The organism is Mesorhizobium sp. M0293 (assembly GCF_040321735.1).
Taxonomy (GTDB): Bacteria; Pseudomonadota; Alphaproteobacteria; order Rhizobiales; family Rhizobiaceae; genus Mesorhizobium.
The window spans coordinates 1-22,477 of record NZ_JAMYSA010000097.1 but is presented as its reverse complement, the minus strand read 5'-3'; the positions used below and the strand labels follow the sequence as shown (position 1 = coordinate 22,477).

Here is a 22,477-nt window from a genome sequence, read left to right as displayed (position 1 = left end):
CAAAACGTGGTCGAACGGGCGGGGGACCCAAACCTCCCCTTTGTGGCGCGCGTTCGGGATTCCCACGACGCCGCCGCGGCCGTCGCGGCTAGCGGTGTGCAAAACAGCGCGGGGGCAGGCCCCGCGGCCCGCCATCTGACCGAGCTTGGGCATCGTCGCTTTGCCGTGCTTGCCCTGCCCTGCGCGGACGCCGGCTTCGGCCCGACCACGCGAGAGCAGATGGAGAAGGCCCTCTATTCCGGGACGCGCGACCGCCTGCGGGGCTACTTCGCGGAACTCTCCCGCGTCGACATCGACGTCTTGCAAGTGCCTATTTATGAAACGACCAATGACGAGAAGAGCGTATGGGCCGGCCTCGATCATATTTTCGCCGGCGCCGAGACACCGACCGCCATCCTGGCCATGTCGGACAGGATCGCACTTCATGCGCTGGATTGGCTGCGACAGCATGACATCACGGTGCCGGGCGACGTTTCGATCGTCGGCTTCGACGGCGTCCCGGAAGGAGCGGTTTCCAAGCCGCCGCTGACAACAATCGTCCAGCCGATCGCCGAGATGGGCCGCCTTGCCGTCAAGGCGATCCTTGAAAATGACGGCTCGCCCACCAGCCGGCAATCGCTGCCGGTCGAGCTCGTGGTGCGAGCTTCATCAGGCCCCTCACCCGCCTGAAACGCCCGACCCGTCAGCGCCCCATTCTTGGCGCCATCGACGACATGCCGAACGGCGCATGGATGGGCGGTGCCGCGTTGCGCGCCGGCCCGCTTTTCCCGGACCAGCCGAGGCCTGAAAGCCATTCGAGATAGTAGGCGAGCGCGAACTGCATGGCGATGCCGGCTGATATCAGCAGGCTGTCATAGGCAAACCCACCGGGATTGATCAGCTTCAGCACCTGCGCCGCCATTGCGAGCACCGTGCCGGCAATGAAAACCGGCAGCGACCGTTTGCCCAGTATGGCAAGCGGATGATCGCGCCCGGCGCGGAACAGGTTCGAGATGGCCGGGAATGCCACGATCAGGTAGCTCACCGCCAATATATGCAGCAGCCTCGGCAGTGACAGGAACGTCTTGTCGAAGCCGGTCAGCACCGGAGACAGGCCAAACCAGGAGATATGCCCCCAGAGCGGGCTGTGCACCCAGACCAGTGCCACAGCGGTGTAAGCCAAGGCGGCACCGACCAGCCAACGATTGACCGGGATGGTGCCACCGCGACGCACATGCAGCGTGCCTGCCAGGCCGATGTTGAAAAGGAACTGCCACGACAGCGGGTTGAGGAACCAGAAGCCGGGCTCGGGATAGTTGGGCGGAGCAATCTGGTAAATTCCCGCGACCAGCCACAGCGCGCCGGATGCAACCAGTGCCAAGACCGGCCGATAGCTGACGAAGAGCAGGAAAAGCGGCGTCAGCAAGAGCAGCACCGTATAGACCGGCAGGATGTTGTTGTAGCCGAGCTGGTGGCCAAGCGTCACGATGCCGATCAGCACTTGCGGCGCATTCTTGATCAACGGCTCGATGTTGATCATCGTCAAAAGCTCCGGTCGCCTGGCGAACACCGCCGCGGCGCAGAAGATCGCCATCACCACCATGGTGGTGACGATGTGGGCGGCGTAGAGCACACCGGCGCGGCGCCACATCTTCAATGTTGCCAGCAGCCGGTTTCCAGGCCGGAATTTCTTTCCGTAAGCGAGCGCGACCGAGATGCCGGAGATCAGCACGAAGACCTCCGCCGCATCCGAAAAGCCGAAATTCTTGTAAGTCAGATACTCGAAGGCGGTACCCGGCACATGGTCGACAAAGATGGTCAGCAGAGCGAGAGCGCGGATCACATCGATACGCGTGTCGCGCTCCGAGACACGCGCATCGCGGTCTGGGGAAATCTGGGTGGTCATCGACAAAAAGGCCTCAAAGCTGGTTGTTCATACCGGCAATGCGACCCCCGGCGCACCGCTTCGATTCCTCCCGAAGGAATGTTATCGGCGAAGAAACGGACTGTAGTGCGCCCGGTTCAATCAACTTTCGCGGAGCTTGAAAATATTACGTTTTGAAGCCGGCAAACTGACCGAAGTCATCATGAAATCAAAAGGATGAGGCATGACTGAAGAGACCTCACAAGATGGTGCGTTACAGCGTGATCTCGCCTTCCCCTATCGCCTTTACTGCCCGGCGGATTCAACTGGCGAATGCTTCTTCCTGCTGCATGGGTCGGGCGTCGACGAGACGACATTGGTGCCGCTGGCACGAGAGGTAGCGCCGCGTGCCATGCTGATCGCGGTGCGCGGCCGCGTCGTCCAGGAGGATGGTTTCCGCTGGTTCTCGCGCATCACGCCGACGCGCTTCGAACAGCAGAGCATCCGCACCGAAACCGATGCCTTTGCGGGCTTCGTCACCGACGTGGCCGCGCGCCACCATCTCGACCTTTCCCGCACGACTTTCCTTGGCTATTCGAACGGCGCCAATCTGGTTTCGAGCCTGATGCTGCTGCATCCCGGCCTAGTCGAACGCGCCACACTGCTGCGGCCGATGCAGGTGCTCGACGATGTGCCGGCGACGGATTTGTCAAAAGTGCGGGTACTGATGATCGCCGGCGCAGCGGATCTCACCTACGCGCCCTTCGCGCCGGCACTCGTCACGCTGCTCAGCAGGCACGGCGCCGAGATCGATGCCCGGATTGTTCCATCGGGCCACGAATTCGGCAGCGCCGACGCGGTGATCGTCCGGCAATGGCTGTCGGGATCGGCGGCGGTGACGCAGGCAAGCTGACTGGCTCACCAGCATGACCAGCCTGCCTACCCTCTTCCCATCCTGTTCCAGGCATCCAGCCCGGCGATCTTGTAGGCTTCGGCGAGCGTCGGATAGTTGAAGGTGTTGTTGACGAAGAAGTCGACGGTGCCGCCGAGATTGATCACCGCCTGGCCGATGTGAATGAGCTCGGTGGCGCCCTCGCCGACGATATGCGCGCCGAGCAGGCGGCGCGTTTCGATCGAGAACAACAGCTTCAGGAAACCGGTGTTGACGCCCATGATGTGGCCGCGCGAGGTCTCGCGAAAACGCGCCACGCCGACCTCATAGGCCGCACCGCTCTCGCGCACCTGTTCCTCGGACTGGCCGACCGTCGAGATTTCCGGCACCGCATAGATGCCGTAGGGAAATGTTTCCGGTGGCGGCGGCAAGGGCACGCCGAACGCATGGCAGGCCGCCACCCTGCCCTGCTCCATCGAAGTCGAGGCGAGGCTTGGAAAACCAATGACGTCGCCGGCGGCATAGATGTTGGGCACGCTGGTCTGGAAGGATTGGGGATCGACCTTGATGCGGCCTCTGGAGTCGGCATCGATGCCGACGACATCCAGACCCAGGCTGCCGACATTGCCGGTGCGGCCGGCGGCGTAGAGCACGACCTCGGAACGGATGGTGCGGCCATCGGCCAGTTCCACCTCGGCGGTATCAGGCTTGGAGCGGATTTCCTTGACCGCACTGCCCAGCCGGATGGTCATGCCGCGATCGCGCATCTGGTGGATGAAATCGTCGACGATCTCGCGGTCGACGAAATCGAGGATGGAATTGCGCGGCTCGACCAGCGTCACCGGCACGTCGAGCGCCGAAAAGATCGTCGCATATTCGACACCGATAACGCCGGCGCCGATCACGGTCAGCGTGCGTGGCAAACGATCCAGTTCCAGCATCTCGTCGCTGTCGAAGACGCGGGTCTTGTCGAAAGGCACCTCGCGCGGCCGGTGCGGCCTTGTGCCAACCGCGATCAGTGCATTGGCAAAACCGACCTCGCTGTAATCGCCGGTATCGGTGGTCAGGCTGACCTTGTTGGGGCCGAGAAATTTCACCGCGGCGCGGGCGCTCTTGACCGTGTTGCGCATGAACTGGTGCTGCAGCACCTCGACTTCGTGGTCGAGTGTCTTGTGCAGGCGCTCGACCAGATCGCCGACCGAGATATCCTGCTTGACCCGGTAGCCGCGCCCGTAGAAGCCGCGCTCGCGCCAGCCTGACAGGTTGAGCACGGTCTCGCGCAGCGTTTTCGACGGAATGGTGCCGGTATGCACGGAGACGCCGCCCAGACGCCTGCCGCGGTCGACCACCAGCACCGATTTGCCGAGCTTGGCCGACTGCACCGCGGCGCGGCGGCCGGAAGGGCCGCTGCCGATGACCAGCATGTCATAGTCCATCTTGCCCCGTCCCCTACCCCTGAGCGGTTTGTTGCGCCGCAGCAAGCTAATGCCATCCGCGCCGCAAATTCAACCGACTCAGATCGCGTCCCGCATCGTTCGAGCTTGCGCGTCGCAAAAAGCCCGATCTTGATTCCGCCACAAGCTCTCACCATTTCATTGATGAGCGGCCCGCACCCTATGCCGGGCCCCTGTTACGAGGAAATGACATGAACGCCCGCGTTCTCGACGGCGAAATCATCACCAGCAGGCTCGACGATGTCAGGGCCTATGACGGCGTGCGCACGAAGCGCATCCTGGCCTTCGTGATCGACTATGTCATCGTCGCGCTGCTTACCATTCCGTTTGCCATTCTGGTGTTCTTCCTCGGGCTGTTGACCCTCGGACTCGGCTGGATGCTGTTCGGCGTCCTGGTCCCGGCCGTCGCCATTCTCTACATCTGGAACACGCTGGGCAGCACCGACCAGGCCACCACGGGCATGAAGATGATGGGCATCCGGCTCGACCGGCTCGACGGCAGGCCGATCGACGGCCTTACCGCCGTCGTCCATTCGGTACTGTTCTGGGCCGGCAACGTCATCCTGTCGCCGCTGGTGCTGCTGGTGACGCTGTTTTCCGACCGCAAGCGCACCTTGCACGACCTTTTGCTTGGCACGGTCGTCAGCCGCACCGACCGCTGAAACGGCCCTCTGAAGAGCAGTCGCAACCGATAAAGCGCAAATGTGAAGGCGCCGAGTCAACCACGCCCTCACAATCCTGTTGAATTTTTCGCCGTCCGCGCCAAAGGTAGAGCGATTCGAAGGAGTGTTTCCAAGGCTCGATGACGCAGCATCCGACCCAGTCGCCGCAGTTCTTCCTGACCGCGCCATCGCCGTGCCCCTATCTCGACGGCCAGTTCGAGCGCAAGGTGTTCACGCATCTGGTCGGCGACAAGGCCGCGGAGATGAACGACCTGCTGACGCAAGGCGGCTTCCGGCGCTCGCAGAACATTGCCTACAGGCCGGCATGCGAAACCTGCCGTGCCTGTGTTTCGGTACGCATCCTCGCCCAGGAATTTGTCGCCAGCCGCAACATGAAACGCGTGCTGCACCACAATTCCGATCTCGTCGGCTACATGCACAACGCAGAGCCCTCGACCGAGCAATATTCCCTGTTCCGCAGCTACCTCGATGCTCGCCACCGCCGTGGCGGCATGTCCGACATGACGGTGCTCGACTATGCCATGATGGTCGAGGATACCCATGTCGACACCAAGGTGATCGAGTATCGGCGGCGCGGGCCCGACACGTTCATCACCGGCAAGGGACAGGGCGAGCTGATCGCGGTGGCGCTCACCGACAAGATGGCCGACGGCCTGTCGATGGTCTATTCGTACTTCAATCCCGATTTCGAGGAGCGGTCGCTCGGCACGTTCATGATCCTCGATCACATCGCCCGCGCCAGGGCGATGGGCCTGCCCCATGTCTACCTCGGCTACTGGGTCAACGGCTCGCGCAAGATGAATTATAAGATGCGCTTCATGCCGCAGGAGCATCTCGGCCCAAAAGGCTGGGAGCGCTACACCAATGAAGCGGTTTTACGCTAGTTACTCTTCCCAAATCCGAGCCTAAATATTTTCAACCGAGATGACGCTGGGTCTTTCCGCTGCTTGGCGGCGAGTGTGCAATTGCGCCGATCCACCGCCACTCACGAATTCATTGCGAAAGTCACAGCATGTCGTCTCATGATGCTCACACCAAAGGACTTCTGCTCACCGCGCTTGGCGGGCTGACGCTGACCGTAGACATCCCGCTGATCCGGCTCGCCCATGGCGAGGCGTGGACGATCCTGCTGCTGCGCACCGCCTGCACCTTGGCTGCGGCATTGATCGTGTGGACCATCTGGCGCTCGTTCAGCAAAAATGCGCCACAGCTCATCCCTGGCTGGTCGGGCCTGATCGTCGCCGCGATCTACGGGCTTGGCGCTATCGCCTTCATCACCGGCGTCTACAACACCTCGACGGCCAACCTGGTTTTCATCCTGGCCTTCACCACCATGTTCGCCGCACTGCTGTCGTGGGTGTTTCTGAAGGAGCGGCCCCGACCGCTGACCCTTGCAGCATTGGCAATGATGATCGTCGGCGTCGCCATCATCGTCGGTGATTCCGTCGGCACCGGATACCTGTTCGGCGACGTGATGGCGTTGTGTTCGGCCTTCCTGATCGCTTGCGCCATCACCATCTCGCGCGCCAGCGGCAAGGACATGGGCTTTACCGCGCTGATCGGCGTCATCCTGCCCTTCGGGCTGGCGGCGTTCATGGTCTCCAGGACCGGCTTTCAGGTGGAGGCGCCATGGTGGATCATCCTCAATGGCGCCGTCATCATGCCGATAGCGTTCTTCTGCCTCGCCAACGGGCCGAAATACATATCAGGGCCTGAAGTGGCGATGTTCTACCTGCTCGAAACCGTGCTGGCGCCGATCTGGGTGTGGATGATTTTCGACGAAACGCCGACGCGCAACAGCTTGATCGGCGGCGGGATCCTGATCGTAACGCTGATCGCCCATTCCCTGTGGCAGTTGCACGAGGGACGCAAGCGCCGTAGCGACCTCGCGGTGCATCATCCGGTGTAGAGCAAGCCGGCTTTCGAGATCAGGCGCTGGCCTCCTTCTTGGCCAAGTCAGGTTCCGGCAGCGCCTCGATCTGTGGGCCGGCTTCGATTTCGGCCGGCGAGCCCGGAGCTATTTCGTCGGCCAGTTCCACCTCACGCAACCATTCGCGCCAGATCGCGACCAGCAGCGCCATCAGCACCGGGCCGATGAACAGGCCGAGAAACCCCATGGTCTTGACGCCGCCGATCAGGCCGAAAAAGGTCGGCAGGAAGGGCAGTTTTATCGGCCCGCCGACCAGTTTCGGGCGCAATGTCTTGTCGACGATGAACAGTTCGACCGCGCCCCACAGGAACAGCGCCAGACCGGCCATCGGCGATCCGCTGGCGGCGAGATAGATCGAGACCAGCGTGAAAGACAGCGGCGCGCCGCCGGGGATCAGCGCCATGACGCCGGTCAGGGCGCCGAGCGTTACCGGCGACGGCACGCCGGCCAGCCAGTAGGCAACGCCCAGCACCAGGCCTTCGCCGATGGCGATGACGGTCATGCCGGTCACGGTCGACGAGATCGTTGCCGGCACGACGCGCGAGATCCGCTCCCATCTGGTCGGCAGGATACGTTCGCCGAGGCGGTCGACCTGGCCGGCAAAGTGTTCGCCGTCGCGATAGGCGAAGAACAGCGCGATCATCATGAACAGCAGCGTCAGGAGCAGGCCGAAGGCACTGCCGCCGGCGGCCAGCACGCCGCGATAGATGCTGCCGATGTTGGCGCCGCTGACCAGCTGGATCAGTTCACCAATGCCGCCGGGATGGCCAAAATTGGTCGTCCATTGCTCGTTCAGCCACTCGCCCACGACAGGCATGGTGGCGATCCAGTGCGGCGTGACCGCGCCATGCCGGTTGGTCTCGATCGCCCAGGCGACCCACTCGCGGACCTCGTTGATCGCATAGGTGCCGGCGAGAGCGATCGGTATCACCAGGAAGGCGAGGATGAAGAGGATGGCAAAGGTCGCGGCGATGGTGCGGTTGCCGCCGACCGCGACAAGCAGGCGGCGGTAGAGCGGCCAGCTGGCGAAGGCGATGACCAGCGCCGCCAGCACAGGAAACAGGAAGCCGTGGAAGAAATAGACGCCGGCGGCGACGATCAGCACCAGCAGCCAGCGCGCCGCCGACAGCGGCGGAATGACGGCGGCCCGCAGCGGCGTCGACAGGCCGAACAAGCGCTGCTGTCGTTCCGGTTTCTGGATTCTGGATTCCTTCAAACGCCTGCCTCTCTCAAACACCCTTCCCGCTTATGAACTGACATAGTGCAGCAATCGTGACGATAGTCCAAATGGTCAGGGATCTCCCCCCTCGAGGGGGAGATGGCCGGCAGGCCAGAGGGGGTCGCCGCGCATGAAGCGCCAGCCTCCTCCGTCTGCGATAGGAGGTCGCGTCCGGTCGAACCGACCCCCTCTGTCGCCTTTGGCGACATCTCCCCCTCGAGGGGGGAGATTAGCTACCCGAATTTCCCCGTCCTCGGGAATCCCTTCGGCACCATGCGTCCGGCCGAGGCGCGGGCGCCGATCCATTCGGCCAGTTCCTCGCGCGACCTTGTGAAGGTGCGGTCGGCTGAATCCTGCCAGGAGAGCCCGCTCTCCAGCGTGAACGGCTTGAGATCGAGAAGGCCGCCGTCCTTGTATTTCTGCAGCCGCACGCCCTTGCCGCGGCCCATCTCCGGAATTTCGGAGAGCGCGAACACCAGCATCTTGCGATTCTCGCCGACGATGGCGAGATGATCACCCGTCACCGGGATGCAGCGCTTGGCTTCGTCCGGCGCCTTGACGTTCATTACCTGCTTGCCTTTGCGGGTGTTGGCGACGACTTCCTCCTCAGGCACGATGAAGCCGTTGGCGTCATGCGAGGCCAACAGCAGCTTGCGCTTCGGATCGTGAACGAAGGCGGTGACGATGTCCTGATCATTGTCCATGTCGACGATGATGCGGATCGGCTCGCCATGGCCGCGGCCGCCGGGCAGCCGGTCGGCACCGATGGTATAGAACTTCCCGCCGGTGGTGAAGACCAGCACCTTGTCGGTGGTCTGGGCATGGAAGGCGAGCTTGAGGCTGTCGCCCTCCTTGAAGGTCAGCGTCGAGAGGTCGGCCAGATGCCCCTTCATCGCCCGCAGCCAGCCTTTTTCCGAGACGACCACGGTGACCGGTTCGCGCTCGATCATGGCGTGCGCAATGTCGGTCAGATCATGCTCGGGCGCATCGGCGAACTGGGTGCGGCGCTTGCCGAGCTCGGTCTCCGGACCGAACTTGTCGCGGATGTTGGTGACTTCCCACTTGATCGTCGCCCACTGCTTCTCGTTCGAAGCAAGCAGTGCCTCGATCTGCTTCTTCTCGGCGCTCAGTCCGTCGAATTCCTTGCGGATCTCGAATTCTTCCAGCTTGCGCAGAGCGCGCAGCCGCATGTTGAGGATGGCTTCAGCCTGGGTGTCGGTGAGCGACCAGCGGGCCATCATGACCTGCTTTGGCTCATCCTCCTCGCGGATGATCCTGATCACCTCGTCGATGTTGAGGTAGGCGATCAGGTAACCGGCAAGGATTTCCAGGCGCCGTTCGATCTCACCAAGCCGGTGTTTCGAGCGGCGGACCAAAACGTCGCGGCGATGCTCGAGCCATTCCTGCAGCACGCCCTTCAGCGACAGCACATTGGGCACCTTGCCGCGCGACAGCACGTTCATGTTGAGCGGAAAACGGCTTTCGAGTTCGGTGAGCTTGAACAGCGATTCCATCAGGATGCCGGGGTCGACCGAGCGGCTCTTCGGCACCAGCACGACACGGATGTCTTCCGCGCTTTCGTCCCTGATATCCTCGAGCAGCGGCAGCTTGCGCGCCATCAACAGCTCGGCGATCTTTTCGATCAGCCGCGCCTTCTGCACGCCATAGGGAATTTCGGTGACGACGATGCTCCAGGTGCCCCTGCCCTGGTCCTCCTGGATCCATTTCGAGCGGACGCGAAAGCCGCCCCGGCCGGTTTCATAGGCTTCGAGGATCGAGGCGCGGCTGTCGACGATGATGCCGCCGGTCGGGAAATCCGGGCCCTGGACGAAGTCCATCAGCTTCGCCACCGGCGCGTCCCGATGTTCGATCAGGTGAAGCGCCGCGTCGCAAAGCTCAGCCGCATTGTGCGGCGGGATCGATGTCGCCATGCCCACCGCGATGCCGGACGAGCCGTTGGCCAGCAGGTTCGGGAAGGCGCCGGGCAAAACCACCGGCTCTTCGTCTTCTTCATTGTAGGTCGGCCGAAAGTCGACGGCGTCCTCGGTGATGCCGGACAGCAGTTCGGTCGCCACATCGGTCATGCGCGCTTCGGTGTAACGCATGGCGGCGGCGTTATCGCCGTCGATGTTGCCGAAATTGCCTTGTCCGTCGACCAGGGGGTAGCGCATCGAAAAATCCTGCGCCAACCGCACCAGAGCGTCATAGATCGACTGGTCGCCATGCGGGTGGAACTTGCCCATCACCTCGCCGACGATGCGGGCGCATTTGGCAAAGCCCTGATCGGGGTTGAGGCGCAGCAGGCGCATCGCGTGCATGATACGGCGATGGACCGGCTTCAGTCCGTCGCGCACGTCGGGCAGCGCCCGGTGCATGATGGTCGACAGCGCATAGGCAAGATAGCGCTCTTCCAGCGCCTTCTTCAGATCGACCGGCTCGATATGATCGCCACCGCCATTTTCAGGCGGCAAAAGCCTTTTTCCCATGGGCTGGGACTAGCCGAGCGGGTGATTCGCGGCAAGAGGCAGGCAGCTATGCCGGACCTTCTGCAACATGAAACCGTGCGCCAAGGGATATCGACCAACATCAGCCTGTTACATGCGGGTTCTAAGGCCGAGCGCGATGATATCGCCCACCGGCTCTTCATGATAAATTAGCCGGTTCGCACATAGACGGTGGGATCGGGTTTGCCTTTCGCCGTGATTTTTGACCATTGTGCCGGGACACGCCTTTTTCCCGTCCAGTTCGTCACGGAATGGTGATGGCGCAAAGAATTGAAAAAACAATTTCAGGACACTCTCAGGGACCTTGCGATGACAATCAAACGCTCAACTCTCAAGAAATTCGCATTTTCTACCTTTTTGCTCACACTGCCGCTGAACGCCGCCCTCGCCCAGGATGCGGCGGTTGCCGACCGGCTGAAGGCGGCACTTTCCGCCCAGGGCGTCGACATCACCTGGACCGGCGTGACCGGTGACAACACCAGCATGGTGCTGCAGGGCGTTGCCATCAAACCGGCGGCGGAAAAGGAAGCGCTCCCCATCGGCGACGTCAAACTCGAAGGCGTCACCGAGGCCAATGGCGGCTATGACATCGCCACCGTGTCGACGGCTGCCTTCCAGCACAGCAAGGACGGCGTCACTCTCGATCTCAGCCCGTTCGTCATCCACGACATGTCCGTTCCGGCCGACGGCGCGACCAGCCCCTTGGGCTCGCTGATGATGTACAAGTCTGCCGAACTCTCGAACATGACCGTCAAGGTCGCCGACAAGACCGCCTTCTCGATGGACGGGCTTGCCATCGAGATCACTCCGCCGGCGGACGGCAAGGCGATGGAATTCACCGCCACCACGGAGAAGTTCAACGCCGACCTGACGCTGGTCGACGATCCCAAGTCCAAGGAAGTGATCAACGCGCTCGGCTACCAGAACATCGCGGGCAATCTCGAGATGGCCGGCACCTGGCAGCCTTCGGATGGAAAGATGGAACTGTCGAAATACGACATCTCCGTCGAGAATGCCGGCACGTTCGGAATGACCTTCGATCTCGGCGGCTACACGATGGACTTCATCAAGTCGCTGCAGGAAATGCAGAAGAAGATGGCGGCACAGCCTGAAGGCGCCGACAATTCAGCGCAAGGCATGGCCATGCTCGGCCTGTTGCAGCAGCTTTCGTTCAACGGCGCCTCGATCCGCTTCGACGACGATTCGCTGACCAACAAGGTGCTGGACTATGTCGGCAAGCAGCAAGGCATGTCCGGCAAGGACATCGCCAACCAGGCCAAGGCGATCGTGCCGTTCGGCATGGCGCAGCTCAACAACCCGGAACTGACGGCGCAGGTCACGGCCGCGGTCGGCAAATATCTCGACGATCCGAAGAGCCTCGAGATCTCGGCCGAACCTCCGGCATCGGTGCCGTTCGCGCTGATCATGGCGGGCGCCATGTCCAATCCGCTCGACCTGCCGAAGACGCTCGGCGTCACCGTCAAGGCCAACGAAGACTGATCGAAGCGACCTCAAGATGCGAAAAGCCCGGCAGCGATGCCGGGCTTTTTATTGGGATTAGCGGATCGAAAGAATCGGTTCGGGCGGTTTTTTAAAGTATCGCCCGAAGCGCGATCAGGCGTCCTTCTTGGGCGCAGCAACGCGCAGCGACAGTTCGCGAAGCTGCTGCGGGCTCGCTTCCGAGGGCGCGCTCATCAGCAAATCATAGGCCTGCTGGTTCATCGGGAACATGGTGACCTCGCGCAGGTTCTTCGCCCCGACAAGCAGCATGACGACACGGTCGATACCGGCAGCCATGCCGCCATGCGGCGGCGCGCCGTACTGGAAGGCGCGGTAGAGGCCGCCAAAGCGCTCCTCGACCGTGGCGCGATCCAGCCCGACCGTCTCGAACGCCTTGACCATGGTTTCGGGCAGATGGTTGCGGATACCTCCGCTGGCGATCTCGAAACCGTTGCAGACCATGTCGTACTGGAACGCCTTGATGCCGAGCAGGTCCTCGCCATTCAGCGCATCGATACCGCCTTGCGGCATCGAGAACGGGTTGTGGGCGAAGTCGATCTTCTTCTCTTCCTCGTTCCACTCGAAGAACGGGAAGTCGACGATCCAGCACAGTTCGAAACGTTCGCGGTCGACAAGGTTCAACTCCTCGCCGGCGCGCGTGCGCGCGGCACCCGCGAAGGAGACAAACTTGTTCGGATCGCCGGCGACGAAGAAGGCAGCGTCGCCATCGGCAAGGCCGAGCTGCTGCCGGATCGCTTCGGTCCGCTCCTCGCCGATGTTCTTGGCGAGCGGGCCGGCGCCTTCGAGCTTGTCGCCCTCCTTGCGCCAGAAGATGTAGCCCAGCCCCGGCTGGCCCTCGCCTTGCGCCCAGGAATTCATGCGGTCGCAGAAGGCGCGGCTGCCGCCGGTCTTCGCCGGAATGCCCCACACCTCGGCCTTCGCATCGTTGGCCAGGATGTTGGCGAACACCTTGAAGCCGGAGTCGCGAAAATGGTCGGAGACGGTCTGCATCTCGATCGGGTTGCGCAGGTCGGGCTTGTCGGTGCCGTATTTGCGCATAGCGACGTCGTAGGGAATGCGCTGAAAGTTCTGCGTCACCGGCTTGCCGGTGGCGAAGGTCTCGAACACGCCCCGCATCACCGGTTCCATGGTCGACAGCACGTCGTCCTGCTCAACGAAGCTCATTTCGAGGTCGAGCTGGTAGAATTCGCCGGGCAGACGGTCGGCGCGCGGATCCTCGTCGCGGAAGCAGGGCGCGATCTGGAAATAGCGGTCGAAGCCCGACACCATGATCAGCTGCTTGTACTGCTGCGGCGCCTGCGGCAACGCGTAGAAGGTGCCGGGATGGATGCGCGACGGCACCAGGAAGTCGCGCGCGCCTTCCGGCGACGAGGCGGTCAGGATCGGCGTCGAGAATTCGGTGAAACCAACCTCGTCCATGCGCCTGCGCATCTCGGAGATGATTTTCGTCCGCGCAATGATGTTCTTGTGCAGGGTCTCGCGGCGCAGGTCGAGGAAACGGAATTTCAGCCGGATGTCTTCGGGATAGTCAGGCTCGCCGAACACCGGCAGCGGCAATTCCTTGGCAGCCGACAGCACTTCGATTTCGCGGGCGAAAATCTCGATCTCACCGGTCGGCAAATTGGCGTTCGTGGTCTCGGGCAAGCGCGCCTTGACCTCGCCGTCGACGCGGATGACCCACTCGCCGCGCACGGTCTCGGCGACCTTGAAGGCCGGCGAATCCGGATCGGCGACGATCTGGGTCAGGCCATAATTGTCGCGCAGGTCGATGAAGAGCAGGCCGCCATGATCGCGCACGCGATGCACCCAGCCCGACAGGCGAACGGTCGAGCCGACGTCGCTCTTCCTCAACTGGGCACAGGTATGGCTGCGGTAACGGTGCATTGTCATTGGCAAAGTCCGGGGTGCTGGGTTGCGGGCCGAAGCATTACAGCCCGGCCGGAAAATTTGCGCGAAAAGCGCATGAGAGGCCGGATTTGTCAAGGCAAGCTGGCTTCGGGTTGCGTCTTGGTTTCGACCTTCAGTGTCCAAGTCTCTTGCCGGCCTTCATGCATTGCCGCCAGAAGTGTTTCTTGCGACGATGCAGTCATCAAACGATTTGGAGATGCTTTGTGCCAAAACGCTCTCTGCCAAAGGGCATCGGGCCACATAATGGCCGCGAGTTGGAATTGATGCTTCGGAGCGACAAGCCAATGGCCTTGTTCGCGGCAGAACCGGGCATGGACGCCGAAGATGTTGGAGACGCGCATTTCAAGCCGTTTGTCGACGAAGGCCGCATTCTGAAGTTCTCCCAGGTTGATCCCAAAACGTCCGTGGAAGAACGCTGCTACTGCCTGCCGACAGAGGAATGGCGCGGCAAGCTCAGCCTGCTGATCGCTCGTATGTGTCGCAGCGGAGAAGCCTTTGACGTCTTCACATCGAATGATCTGGCGAGACTGGAGGGTGCTCTCCTTGGCTATTCAAAGGAGAGTGTTGAAGCGTTCGTTGCACATGCGGCGTCGCTGAAGCTGCAGAATTCCAGCACGGATTGAACGGCCTACCCGTTCTCGGCCTAGGCCGAATTCGAACTATGCCACCAGGATTGCCGCTGGCGTTGGTGGAAGCGATGGTTCAAGAAGGGATCACCGACACGTGATTGCCTCTTAATGTCCTCCATCCGCCCGCTGATCCCGCTCCTTCTCGCCGCCGGCATCCTGCTTGGCGGCAATGGGCTGCAGAGCACGTTGATCGCGCTGCGCGGCGCGCAGGAAGGGTTTTCAGCTTCCTACATCGGCCTGATGGGCACCTTCTACTTCGCCGGCTTCCTGCTCGGTTGCCTGGCCATCACCCGCATCATGAAGGCGGTTGGCCATATCAGGGCGTTTTCGGCGCTGGCGGCGATCGCCTCGGTCGGCACCTTGCTCCTGGTGCTGGTCATCGATCCGGTGATGTGGTGCGCGGTGCGCTTTGCCGGCGGTTTCTGTTTTGCGGGGCTGTTCACGATCGTCGAAAGCTGGCTGAATTCCGGCGTCGGCAATCGCGACCGCGCGCGCGTGCTGGCGATCTACCGGATGGTCGATATTGGTTCGGTGACCGGTGCCCAGTTCCTGATCCCGATCTTCGGCGCCGGCGGTTTCGCCATCTTCGCCATCATGTCGATGATGATCACGCTCTCGCTGGTGCCGGTCTCGCTCGGCGACCGCTCCAACCCGACGCCGCCCGAGGACGTCAAGCTCGACCTGGCGCGCGTCTGGCGGATTTCGCCGCTGGGCTGCTTCGGCTGCATCGCCGTCGGCGTCACCAACAGCGCCTTTCGCACGTTGTCGCCGGTTTATGCCGAGCAGATCGGCATGTCGGTCGCCGATGTCGTCACCTTCGTCAGCGTCGGCATTTTCGGCGGCGCCATCATCCAGTATCCGCTGGGTTACCTCTCCGACCGCTGGGACCGGCGCCGTGTGCTGTTGATGACGACCTGCTGCGCGATGTTTTCAGCATTGGCGCTGGTGTTCATCGCCGGCAACAATCCGCTGCTAAACTTCATCCTCATCTTCATCTTCGGCTGTTTCGCCATGCCGCTCTATTCGCTGTCGGCGGCGCACTCCAACGACCGCGCCGATACCGGCGAGTTCGTGCTGATCAACGCTGCGCTGATGTTGTTCTATTCCTTCGGCGCCATTGGCGGCCCGTTCGCCGCCTCGACGGCGATGCAGTATTTCGGACCGGGCGCCCTGTTTGTATTCAGCGCCGCGGTCTATGCGATCTTCATCGCCGTCATCCTCTACCGGATGCAGGCCCGGTCCGGCGTGCCGGCAGGAAGGCGCAGCCGCTTCACCGCGCTGTTGCGCACCTCGACGGTTTTCGCACGGCTGACGAGAAGAAACAGCGATTCCGATGGGCCGGCGGAGCCGTGACGACGGTGCCAAAGCTTGACGAAAGCCCCGCCGGCTGAAATCTAGGAAGACCTTACTCCTGCCAAAAGCGATTTGATGCACGTCATCACCACCCAGAAAGAACTCGAGACCGTTCTCGCCGCTTTCGAAAAGTCGGATTTCGTCACCGTCGATACCGAATTCATTCGAGAAACGACCTTTTGGCCGATCCTGTGCCTTATCCAGATGGCCGCACCCGGCGTGACGGCGCTGATCGATCCGCTGTCGCCAGACATCGACCTGAAGCCGTTCTTCAAGCTGATGGCCAATGAGGCGGTGGTCAAAGTCTTCCACGCAGCACGGCAGGACATCGAAATCATCGTCCATCTCGGCGATCTGGTTCCGCATCCGGTGTTCGACACGCAAGTGGCGGCGATGGTCTGCGGCTTTGGCGACAGCGTTTCCTACGATCAGCTCGTGCAGCGCATCACCGGCGCGCGGCTCGACAAGTCATCGCGCTTCACCGATTGGCGCCACCGGCCGCTTTCCGACAAGCAGCTCGATTACGCGCTGGCCGACGTCACCCATCTGATCGAGGTCTTTCAGCACCTCAGCGCCGAGCTGGTACGGGAAAACCGCGCTCATTGGCTCAACGAGGAGATGGAGGTCCTGACCTCGCGCGAGACCTATGACCCGCATCCCGAGGACGCCTGGAAGCGATTGAAGATGCGGCTGCGCAAGCCGCAGGAACTTGCGATCGTGCAGAGCGTGGCGGCGTGGCGCGAGCGCGAGGCGCGCGAACGCGACGTGCCGCGCGGCCGTGTGCTCAAGGACGACGCGATCTACGAGGTGGCGCAGCAGGCGCCGCGCGACGTGGCAGCCCTTGGCAAGCTGCGCACGACGCCGAAGGGCTGGGAACGCTCGTCGACGGCAACGGCGCTGCTTGGCGCGGTCAACACCGCGCTTGCCTTGCCCAAGGATCAGATGCCGAAACTGCCAAAGAGTTTCCAGCCGCCCGAGGGCTCCAACGCGGCGGCGGAGCTGTTGAAGGTGCTGCTGCGGATCGTCGCCGAAAAGGAAGGCGTCGCCTCGAAGGTGCTGGCCTCCAGCGACGACATCGACCGTATCGCGGCCGAGGGCGAGGATGCCGACGTACAGGCTCTGCAGGGCTGGCGGCGCGCCGTGTTCGGCGAGGCAGCGCTCAAGCTGGTGCGCGGCGAGATCGGCATCAAGTTCGACAAGCGCAAGATAGCGCTGTTCGACCTCTAGGCGAGCGGACTTCCCTTCTCCCCTTGTGGGAGAAGGGAGAACTGCCCTGGCTCAAACCGCTCCGAGCAGGTGCAGCGCAAACCAGATCCATCCCAGCAAAAGTACCACCGCACCGACGAAGAAAGAGCGGCTGCGCAGCAGCAGATTGTTGCTGGTCAGGTGAATCCAGGCATGGAAATAGCGCGACGCGACAAAAATCCACATCAGCGCCAGAGTCAGATAGTTTACGCCGTTGGTCAGGTGCAGCATCAGGCACAGCACATAAAACAACACCGGCAGCTCGAACTGATTGATGAGATTGGCGGCAACGGCAGAGCTGGAACTCGGCTCGGTCGAGCGCGCCTTGTACTGACCCGGCTTGGCCTCGCCTGACTTGACCGCGCCGTATCTGCGACGACCCAGGACGACATAGACGATGTAGATCAGCAGCACATGCGCCAGAACAGGCCAGAAGATCGTGGTCTGGTTCATGAAGTGCCCCCTGCCCCGTCTGGCATCAAGCCTGGCGTTTCTGGCCTGCCAGCCAGAAGGCGGCAATGACGATCACCGGGACGGCGAAAAGCGCGAATTTGGTGACGGTCAGCGCCGAGGCCAAGGACAGCGAGTCCGGGTTGGCCGACAGGAAATCCGACAGAAGCCGCGCCACCGCGATGTTCTGGGCGTAGTCGGCAAGCGTGTAGGGCAGCACCAGGACCAGCGCGAAGATCGATTGCAGTTGGCTCGGCAGCTCGCGGAAGTTCTTCAATCGCCGGCCCGTGGCCAGGATCAGGCTGACTAGCGTCACCGACAGCAGCGCCGGGAACAGGAGATCGAAGGTCAGATAGTGCCAGACGAGAATGATCTCGCCGCCGCGCCGGCCGAGCGCCGTCAGCCAGGCCATGCCTTCGTCGGGCGTGAAGCCAAAAATGCGCATGTCGAGTGACGGCAAGCCGCCACTCAACTGGCGGAAATAGAGGAATTCCATCGCCGTCATGGCGATGAATAGCGCCGCCGACAGGAAACAGAGCGCGGCCACATGGCGTGACAGCCGCAGGATCGTTGCGGTCAGGTTCCGCCCGATCCCGTACTGGTCAGGCTCCGCCGGGATAATTCGGGCTTTCGCGGGTAATCGTGACGTCATGGGCGTGGCTTTCACGAAGTCCGGCATTGGATATGCGCACAAAAGTGGCGCGCTCGCGGAAATCGGCAAGGTCGCGGCCACCAACATAACCCATAGCGGCTTTCAAGCCGCCCGCAAGCTGGTGCAGCACGCCGGACACAGGTCCTTTGTAGGGAACCTGCCCTTCGATGCCTTCCGGAACCAGTTTCAGCGTGTCGCGCACCTCGGCCTGGAAGTAGCGATCGGCGGAACCGCGGGCCATCGCGCCGACCGAGCCCATGCCGCGATACGCCTTGAAGGAGCGGCCCTGGTGCAGATAGACCTCGCCCGGGCTTTCGTCGGTTCCAGCCAGCAGCGAGCCGATCATTGCGGCACTCGCGCCGGCGGCGAGCGCCTTGGCGAGATCGCCGGAATATTTGATGCCGCCGTCGGCGATCACCGAAACGCCGGATTTGTACGCCGTTTCGACCGCCGACATGATCGCCGAAAGCTGCGGCACGCCGACGCCGGCCACGATGCGGGTGGTGCAGATGGAACCCGGACCGATACCGACCTTGACGGCGTCGGCACCGGCGTCGATCAGCGCCTGCGTGCCTGCGGCGGTGGCGACGTTGCCGGCTAGGATGCGAACCGAATTGGAGAGCTTCTTGGCGCGCGTCACCGCGTCCAGCACGCGCTGCGAGTGACCATGCGCGGTGTCGATCACCAGAAGGTCGACGCCGGCATCGATGAGGCGTTCGGCGCGTTCGAAACCGTCATCGCCAACGCTGGTGGCGGCGGCGGCGCGCAAGCGGCCCTGCACGTCCTTGGTGGCGTGCGGGTTGAGCTGCGACTTCTCGATGTCCTTGACGGTGATCAGCCCGACGCAATTGCCCTGCCTGTCGACGACGACCAGCTTTTCGATCCTGTGCTGATGGAGAAGCCGCTTGGCCTCGTCCTGGTCGACATTCTCCTTGACCGTGATCAGGTTGTCACGGGTCATCAGTTCATGGACCTTCTGCGCCGGATCGGACGCGAAGCGCACGTCGCGATTGGTCAGGATGCCGATCAGCCGCCCGACCTTGTGTCCACCGGTACCGCCATTCTCGACCACCGGAATGCCCGAGATCGAATAGCTGCGCATCAGGCCCAGCGCGTCGGCGAGCGTCGCGTCGGGGCCGATGGTGACGGGATTGACCACCATGCCGGATTCGAATTTCTTGACCTGACGCACCTGCTCGGCCTGTTCGGCCGGCGAGAAATTGCGGTGGATGACGCCGATGCCGCCGGCCTGGGCCATAGCGATGGCAAGCCGCGCCTCGGTGACGGTGTCCATAGCCGCCGACAGGATCGGCACATTGAGGTCGATGTCGCCGGCGATGCGGGTGCGGACATCGGTTTCGCCGGGCATGACCTCGGAATGACCGGGCTGCAGCAGCACGTCGTCAAAGGTCAGCGCCAATGCGCCGGTGGACGTTTCGATGATTTTTGCCATGGCCAGTCCTCGGAATACAAAAAAGCGCTGGACCGGAATGGACAGCGCCGACTCGTTTCTTCCCTTTCAGGATTGGCGCTGGCTGGTACCACGTCCCGGCGCCGATGAAAAGCCAATGATTTCGCGCTCCCGCAATGGTGACTTTTCGTCCAAAGGGATGCCACCTGTGGTTGCCGGTCGCACAAAAGTGACAGCAAATTAATGCGACATCCAGGCGAAGGCATGGTAACCGCCGGCTTCAAGGCCGACATGCAATCGGCGACGCAAACATTCACGTCTGGACGCGTTCCTTGAACCGCACCATCCCGCTCATACTGGCGGTCGCCCTTTTCATGGAAAACATGGATTCGACCGTCATCGCCACATCGCTGCCGGCGATCGCAATCGACATTCACACCAGCCCGATTGCGCTGAAGCTGGCGCTGACCGCCTATCTGGTTTCGCTGGCGATCTTCATTCCGATCAGTGGCTGGATGGCCGACCGTTTCGGCGCCAAGAATGTGTTTCGTGCCGCGATCGCGGTGTTCATCGTCGGCTCGATCGCCTGCGCCCTTTCCGGTTCGCTACCGGCTTTCGTGGTCTCGCGCTTCCTGCAAGGCATCGGAGGCGCCATGATGACGCCGGTCGGGCGGCTGGTGCTGGTTCGCGCGACACCCAAAAGCGAACTCGTCGCGGCAATGTCCTGGCTGACCGTTCCGGCACTGGTCGGGCCACTGGTCGGGCCGCCCGTCGGCGGCTTCATCACCACCTACTTCACCTGGCACTGGATTTTTCTGATCAATGTGCCTATCGGCGTGGCCGGCATCTGGCTGGCGACCCGTTTCCTGCCGGAGACCGAACCCGCGCAGACCCCGCCACTTGATTTCATCGGCTTCGTGCTGAGCGGGCTGGCGGCGTCCGGCGTGGTGTTCGGCCTGTCGGTGGTCAGCTTGCCCTATCTGCCGCCAATCGTCGGTGTCATCACCGTAGCGGTTGGCCTCGTGTCGGGCACGCTCTATCTGCTGCATGCGCGCCATGCCAAAAACCCGCTGCTGGCGCTCGAACTGTTCCGCAACCAGGTGTTCCGTTCATCGGTGCTTGGCGGCGGACTGTTCCGCATCGGCATCGGTGCCGTGCCGTTCCTGTTGCCCCTGATGTTCCAGATCGGCTTCGGGCTGACGCCGTTCCAGTCCGGCATGATCACCTTCGTCTCGGCGATCGGCGCCATCGGTATGAAATTCGTCACCGCGCTGATCTTCCGCGTCGCTGGTTTCCGTCGCATGCTGGTTATCGGTTCGCTGGTCGCCGCGGCGTCGATTGCCATCAACGGCCTGTTCACACCCGACACACCCTATCTGCTGATGCTGGCCATGCTGCTCGTCGGCGGCTTCATCCGCTCGATGTTCTTCACCGGCGTCAATGCGCTCGCCTATGCCGAGGTTTCGGCAGAAGACACCAGCAAGGCTACGCCGATTGCCGCCGTCTTCCAGCAGCTGTCGATCGCGCTTGGCGTGGCGGTGGCCGGCGGCATCCTGGAAGTGTCCACGGGCCTGCACGGCCGGTCACTGACGCTGGCGGATTTCCACACCGCGTTTTTCGTCGTCGCGGCAATCTCCGCCGTCGCGTCCCTGTCGTTCATGCGGCTGGCGCCCGATGCCGGCAACGCCGTCTCCGGCCATGGCCGGCTGACGACACCCAAGACGCTGGAAACGGTGAGCCCGCCGGGCAACTGACGCGGCTTAAGTTTCGGGCTCGCCCTCTGGACGTTCCAATCCGCCCGACGGCGGCTCTCGCCCCTTGAAGTCCTTGGCCAAGAGATAAAGCTCCACCGATTCATCGCGCGACGCCGGCGGCTTCACATGATGCACCGAGCGGAAGTTCTTCTTGAGCATGGAGAGCAGCTCGTTTTCGGCGCCGCCCTGGAAGGTCTTGGCAAGGAAATGCCCGCCCGGCTTCAGGACCGACAGCGCGAAATCGGCCGCCACCTCGCACAGATGCATGGTGCGGATGTGGTCGGTCCGCTTGTGGCCGGTGGTGGGTGCCGCCATGTCGGACAGCACGATATCGGGGTCGCCGCCCAGTGCCTCGGCCAGCCTTTGCGGCGCCAGCGGATCGAGGAAATCCATCAACAGCACCGGTGCGCCGGGAACGGCGTCCATTTCCAGATAATCGATGCCGATGACATGCGGCTTGTCGGCCGTCGATTTCGTGCGCGCGGCCGCGACCTGGCACCAGCCGCCGGGCGCGGCGCCGAGGTCGATGACCTTCATGCCGGGTTTGAGCAGATGATGCTTGTCGTCGATCTCGATCAGCTTGTAGGCCGCGCGCGAGCGATAGCCGTCAGCCTTGGAGCGCTGGACATAGGGATCGTTGATGTGGCGCTGCAGCCAGCGGCGCGACGATTCCTTCAGGCCGCTCTTCTTCTTGATCCGCGTCTTCAACACGCGAATGCTGGCGGATCCTGGTTTTTCCGGTTTCTTGGTCATTGCCTGATTTCTTGTCCGAGTTTTCTAACTCGCCGAGTTGTGGCCGTTTTTCGACGTCTGCGCGTTTCGTGAACGGCTTCCCCCACTCCGTCTCGGCTTCGCCGAGCCACCTCTCCCCCCTCCGGAGGGAGAGGAAGGGTGCCAAGGCCGGCGTCCTCGCGCCTTTCCTCTCCCCCGTCGATCGGGGGAGAGGTGGGGCGCGCGGACAGCGGCCGGGGGGGGGGGCGGGGTGCCCAACACCACCAGAGGGGGGGATGCGAGGGCGACGCACATCAA

Annotated in this window: 19 protein-coding genes; 10 read left to right on the top strand and 9 right to left on the bottom strand. The window is 62.6% G+C overall.

What is annotated here, in order from left to right; translation table 11 throughout:
- The coding region (locus NKJ06_RS27155; protein WP_352811237.1) for a substrate-binding domain-containing protein at window positions 1–669 on the top strand (669 nt) is incomplete at its 5' end.
- Between the two features lie 13 nt (window positions 670–682).
- Here the strand turns inward: NKJ06_RS27155 and NKJ06_RS27150 are convergent.
- Window positions 683–1,885 carry an OpgC family protein gene (locus NKJ06_RS27150; RefSeq protein ID WP_352811235.1) on the bottom strand — a complete coding sequence of 401 codons (1,203 nt, stop codon included), beginning with the start codon at window positions 1,883–1,885 and terminating at the stop codon, window positions 683–685.
- Window positions 1,886–2,087: 202 nt separating this feature from the next.
- Between NKJ06_RS27150 and NKJ06_RS27145 the strand changes: the two genes are divergently transcribed.
- Window positions 2,088–2,756 carry an alpha/beta hydrolase gene (locus NKJ06_RS27145; protein ID WP_352811234.1) on the top strand — a complete coding sequence of 223 codons (669 nt, stop codon included), beginning with the start codon at window positions 2,088–2,090 and terminating at the stop codon, window positions 2,754–2,756.
- 26 nt (window positions 2,757–2,782) lie between these two features.
- Here NKJ06_RS27145 and sthA read toward each other — a convergent pair whose 3' ends face one another.
- A complete protein-coding gene (gene sthA, locus NKJ06_RS27140; RefSeq protein WP_352811233.1) occupies window positions 2,783–4,171 on the bottom strand; it encodes a Si-specific NAD(P)(+) transhydrogenase in 1,389 nt (462 codons plus the stop codon).
- Between the two features lie 209 nt (window positions 4,172–4,380).
- Between sthA and NKJ06_RS27135 the strand changes: the two genes are divergently transcribed.
- The 3 genes from NKJ06_RS27135 to NKJ06_RS27125 all read left to right on the top strand — a co-directional run bounded on the left by NKJ06_RS27135 (window position 4,381) and on the right by NKJ06_RS27125 (window position 6,781).
- Window positions 4,381–4,851 carry an RDD family protein gene (locus tag NKJ06_RS27135; protein WP_109668557.1) on the top strand — a complete coding sequence of 157 codons (471 nt, stop codon included), beginning with the start codon at window positions 4,381–4,383 and terminating at the stop codon, window positions 4,849–4,851.
- 140 nt (window positions 4,852–4,991) lie between these two features.
- Window positions 4,992–5,756 carry an arginyltransferase gene (locus NKJ06_RS27130; RefSeq protein ID WP_352635641.1) on the top strand — a complete coding sequence of 255 codons (765 nt, stop codon included), beginning with the start codon at window positions 4,992–4,994 and terminating at the stop codon, window positions 5,754–5,756.
- A gap of 128 nt (window positions 5,757–5,884) precedes the next feature.
- On the top strand, window positions 5,885–6,781 hold the full coding sequence (locus NKJ06_RS27125; protein WP_352811231.1) for a DMT family transporter: 897 nt from the start codon (window positions 5,885–5,887) through the stop codon (window positions 6,779–6,781).
- 19 nt (window positions 6,782–6,800) lie between these two features.
- On the opposite strand, the gene NKJ06_RS27120 is transcribed toward NKJ06_RS27125, so the two are convergent.
- Together NKJ06_RS27120 and parC are read right to left on the bottom strand one after the other, a co-directional pair.
- Window positions 6,801–8,018, bottom strand: coding sequence for an AI-2E family transporter (locus NKJ06_RS27120; protein ID WP_352811229.1), 1,218 nt, complete (start codon window positions 8,016–8,018; stop codon window positions 6,801–6,803).
- 236 nt (window positions 8,019–8,254) lie between these two features.
- Window positions 8,255–10,507 (bottom strand): DNA topoisomerase IV subunit A, encoded by a 2,253-nt coding sequence (gene parC, locus NKJ06_RS27115; protein WP_352811228.1) that lies wholly within the window; start codon window positions 10,505–10,507, stop codon window positions 8,255–8,257.
- Window positions 10,508–10,834: 327 nt separating this feature from the next.
- On the opposite strand from parC, the gene NKJ06_RS27110 reads away from it, so the two are divergent.
- Window positions 10,835–12,025 (top strand): aq_1923 C-terminal domain, encoded by a 1,191-nt coding sequence (locus NKJ06_RS27110; protein ID WP_352811226.1) that lies wholly within the window; start codon window positions 10,835–10,837, stop codon window positions 12,023–12,025.
- A gap of 114 nt (window positions 12,026–12,139) precedes the next feature.
- Here NKJ06_RS27110 and aspS read toward each other — a convergent pair whose 3' ends face one another.
- Entirely contained in the window at window positions 12,140–13,930 is a 1,791-nt protein-coding gene (gene aspS / locus NKJ06_RS27105; RefSeq protein ID WP_352811238.1) for an aspartate--tRNA ligase, read from the bottom strand.
- Between the two features lie 308 nt (window positions 13,931–14,238).
- Between aspS and NKJ06_RS27100 the strand changes: the two genes are divergently transcribed.
- The 3 genes from NKJ06_RS27100 (at window position 14,239) to rnd (ending at window position 17,163) form a co-directional block, all read left to right on the top strand.
- Window positions 14,239–14,577, top strand: a complete 339-nt coding sequence (locus NKJ06_RS27100; RefSeq protein ID WP_352811225.1) for a hemin receptor — start codon at window positions 14,239–14,241, stop codon at window positions 14,575–14,577.
- A gap of 114 nt (window positions 14,578–14,691) precedes the next feature.
- A complete protein-coding gene (locus tag NKJ06_RS27095; protein WP_352811222.1) occupies window positions 14,692–15,936 on the top strand; it encodes an MFS transporter in 1,245 nt (414 codons plus the stop codon).
- A gap of 75 nt (window positions 15,937–16,011) precedes the next feature.
- Window positions 16,012–17,163 carry a ribonuclease D gene (rnd, locus tag NKJ06_RS27090; protein ID WP_352635631.1) on the top strand — a complete coding sequence of 384 codons (1,152 nt, stop codon included), beginning with the start codon at window positions 16,012–16,014 and terminating at the stop codon, window positions 17,161–17,163.
- Window positions 17,164–17,214: 51 nt separating this feature from the next.
- Here rnd and NKJ06_RS27085 read toward each other — a convergent pair whose 3' ends face one another.
- Genes NKJ06_RS27085 through guaB form a run of 3 tightly spaced genes read right to left on the bottom strand, consistent with a single transcriptional unit; the run spans window position 17,215 to window position 19,736 of the window.
- Window positions 17,215–17,634 carry an MAPEG family protein gene (locus NKJ06_RS27085; protein WP_352635629.1) on the bottom strand — a complete coding sequence of 140 codons (420 nt, stop codon included), beginning with the start codon at window positions 17,632–17,634 and terminating at the stop codon, window positions 17,215–17,217.
- A 25-nt stretch (window positions 17,635–17,659) separates the two neighbouring features.
- Window positions 17,660–18,283, bottom strand: coding sequence for a hypothetical protein (locus NKJ06_RS27080; RefSeq protein WP_352635627.1), 624 nt, complete (start codon window positions 18,281–18,283; stop codon window positions 17,660–17,662).
- Window positions 18,234–19,736, bottom strand: a complete 1,503-nt coding sequence (gene guaB, locus NKJ06_RS27075; RefSeq protein ID WP_352635625.1) for an IMP dehydrogenase — start codon at window positions 19,734–19,736, stop codon at window positions 18,234–18,236. The genes NKJ06_RS27080 and guaB overlap by 50 nt, the downstream gene beginning before the upstream one ends.
- Before the next feature lie 290 nt (window positions 19,737–20,026).
- Here guaB and NKJ06_RS27070 point away from each other — a divergent pair, with 290 nt between their 5' ends.
- Window positions 20,027–21,448, top strand: a complete 1,422-nt coding sequence (locus tag NKJ06_RS27070) for an MFS transporter (protein WP_352635623.1) — start codon at window positions 20,027–20,029, stop codon at window positions 21,446–21,448.
- Between the two features lie 6 nt (window positions 21,449–21,454).
- Here the strand turns inward: NKJ06_RS27070 and NKJ06_RS27065 are convergent, their stop codons facing one another.
- Window positions 21,455–22,201: an RlmE family RNA methyltransferase gene (locus tag NKJ06_RS27065; protein WP_352635621.1), complete on the bottom strand. Its 747-nt coding sequence runs from the start codon at window positions 22,199–22,201 to the stop codon at window positions 21,455–21,457.
- Between the last annotated feature and the right edge of the window lie 276 nt (window positions 22,202–22,477).